A 3,007-nucleotide genomic window follows, 5' to 3' on the forward strand; every position below is an offset into this window, starting at 1 on the left:
ACCTGAGGCGCTTTTACAAAGGGCCCAAGATGCCGACATCCTGTTCACCAATAAAACCCCGCTGAGTGCCGACATGTTGGCACAGCTGCCTTGCCTTCGATATATCGGGGTGCTGGCTACTGGTACTGATGTGGTGGATTTGGCGGCCGCCAAGGCGCGGGGCATAGTGGTGACCAATGTGCCCGCCTATGGCCCCGATGCCGTCGCCCAAATGGTGTTTGCCCATATTTTACACCACACCCAAGCTGTGGCCGCCCATCATCAGGCGGTCGCTGCAGGGCAGTGGGCCAGTGCGGAGGATTTTTGTTTTACCCTAATGCCGCTGCAATCCCTTAAGGGCAAAACGCTGGGCCTGATTGGATATGGTGATATAGGTCAGCAGGTTAGTGCTCTTGCCCGCGCCTTTGGGATGACAGTGTTAGTGCATACCCGCACGCCCCTGACCGATTTACCCCAAGGCGTCAGTTGGGCTTTGCGTGATGCCCTGCTGCGTCAGGCCGATATCGTGTCATTGCACTGTCCGTTGACGCCAGCCACCGCGCAATGTATCAATCAGCAGACCCTCGCGCTGATGAAGCCTAAGGCGCTGCTGATCAACACGGCGCGGGGCGGCTTAATCGATGAGGCCGCGCTGGCGCGAGCATTAGCCGAGGGAAAAGTGTTTGCTGGGGTCGATGTGTTATCGACCGAGCCGCCTAAGGCCGATAATCCGTTGCTCAGCGCGCCCAATATTAGCATTACCCCCCATAATGCTTGGGCGACTCGGGAGGCTCGGCAAAGGCTATTGGCGATAGCGCTGGCCAACCTTAAGGCTTTTTTGGCGGGACAAGCGGCTAATCGGGTCGCTTAACCGTCCAGACAAATCACATAAAAAGCACTAAAAAGCACAGTGCAGCCCAGACAATCTGGGCGTAGCAGCCTGCAGCGCGATCCCCATGAGGATTCTTGGGGGCCGCAGCGTTTAACTTGCGCTTTAGCGTTGTTCATCTCCCTTCGAATGGGCCTGTTGCCGTTCAACACGTTTGCGCGCAATCGGTTTATGAAAAATCGGTTTCTAAACAATCAGTTTCTAAATGATCAATTTCTAAACAATCAATTTCTAAACAATCAATTCCTAAAAAATCCTTTGCTACTCAATCTTTTGCCGCTCAAGCATTGCCGCGTTTGGCGGCTCGAGCACGTCGGCCTAGCCCAATCACTGCAGCGATGAGGGCGATGACGAGGGCGCCATAGGCCACTGGTTTTTTAAACTGATGGTAAAGCGCCTGCCATTTAGCGATGTTATTGGCCCGCTCCCTCGCGGCGGCGCCGGTAAAATCCGGTTGCTGGCATTGCAGGCCAAAACGCTCAGCCCAAGCCACGTAGGGGCCATTGGCAACGTATTTTTGGTAATAGCGCCGGGCGATGATGGGATCGCGGCGCAGGACAAAGCCGCTGGCTTGGCAAAGGAGCGCGGCATAGGCTTGGCTATTGTGAGGCACGTTATCCGCCGCCTTATTAGCAAGTTCGGCGGCGGTATAACGATAGTGAAAACGTTTATCCGGGAACGCTTGGCTGGCATTAACGCGTTGCCGCTCTTTGTCGGTTAAGTTATCCGTTGATGGGGTGGCATCAAACCAAGAGCTTAAATCGAACATTCCTTGGTAAATCGCATAATCGGGGGCTAACTCAAATCCTAATAATTCCATTCCCTGATGCCGGGCTAATTCGGCAGCGTGCCAATAGGCTGTGGCGCTGTCGATGCCTGTGCTGCGTTTGGCCGTGGTGAGTGCTTGGCTATAACGCTGGGCACTGGCTTGTCGCTGGGGATGCGGGAAGTAGCGAGGCGCGCTGTCGAGGGCGCCTTCCCGTAATAATCGCCTGCCCAGTAAATAACGTAAGCGATTATTAATCGGCTCAATATTATCGTACCAGTCACTGTCCTGTGGGTAGTCAAAGGCGCGATAAGGGACCTGAGTATCGACAAACGATGTCAGCTCTGCGCTCGTCAGGACGCGTTCGGCGACATAGGCAATGTCCTGCCAGTATTCATCTCCACTGGCTAAAAGCTGCGCAAGGGCGGCGAGATACTCACCGCGCTCAAGGGATAACACGCCTTGTTCGGCGCTGATGCGGCAAAATGTTGCGAGCGCCTTATCTTGAGCCTCGCTAGCCTGTATCTCGCTAACTTGTACCTCGTCATCGGGAGTCTCGTAGGCTTGGCTCTTATTGGCATCAAGGGGGTTATCAGGGGTGTTGGGGAGTTTGGGAAAATAGCGTACGGCTTGGGCGTAGGCCGCTGCCGCCTTGACTCTGTCACCTTGTTGTAGCTCAATTTTTGCGGTTAACCACCAACTCAGTCCCGTCGGGGTTGCTAGGGCTAGCAGGCGCTTGGCACTGGCATAATCTCCCAATTGATAATAGATCGCCGCGAGCTTGTCGCCATATTCGAGGGTGAGGCCATCCTGTGGCAATAGGTTGAGGATGTCGGCAACCTTGTGCCCCAGTGCCGAGAGCTGGCCATTATAGGCAAACTCATTGCCACTGCTTTGCCAGTATGCGATCAGCAATTGTTGCACGTTCGCTTGGGTTAATAGCCCTTGGAGCTCGCTGAGCTCTAAGCTCATTAAGTTGCGGCTTAACATTAATAATGAGTCGTAGCCGCTGCTATCTCCTTGAGCCAATTGGGTTGCGTAGAGCGCTATCACCCTATCGAGTACCCCAGGTGTGCTGGGGATGGGTAAACCTGGCTCCCGCGCATCTGCGCGGCGTTGGCCAGTGTGTTTGGCTTGCGCTAAGCCAAGATGTAACAGGATATAGGCTTGTTCGCCAAGGCTAGCAAGGCCAAGGCGCAGGGGATCGGCCGCACCTTGGCGCACCGCAGTTTGTAATTGATGTAGGTAGGCGTCGGCCTGTAGCAGATGCGCATCATCCGTTGCGGTTTTGCTCAAGATAAGCTCAATGCGCGAGAGTGAGTACAGCGCCCACAGGCTGCGTGAGCTCCGCTCCTGCTCCGGTAATTCAAGTA

2 protein-coding genes are annotated in these 3,007 nt (G+C 54.8%); one reads left to right on the forward strand and one right to left on the reverse strand.

Annotation, left to right across the window (positions count from 1 at the left end):
* The coding region (locus ACRCZA_RS02735; RefSeq protein WP_438672955.1) for a D-2-hydroxyacid dehydrogenase at nt 1-850 on the forward strand (850 nt) is incomplete at its 5' end.
* A 298-nt stretch (nt 851-1,148) separates the two neighbouring features.
* On the opposite strand, the gene ACRCZA_RS02740 is transcribed toward ACRCZA_RS02735, so the two are convergent.
* The coding region (locus tag ACRCZA_RS02740) for a hypothetical protein (RefSeq protein WP_438672956.1) at nt 1,149-3,007 on the reverse strand (1,859 nt) is incomplete at its 5' end.

Source organism: Shewanella sp. (genome assembly GCF_051658185.1).
Taxonomy (GTDB): domain Bacteria; phylum Pseudomonadota; class Gammaproteobacteria; order Enterobacterales; family Shewanellaceae; genus Shewanella.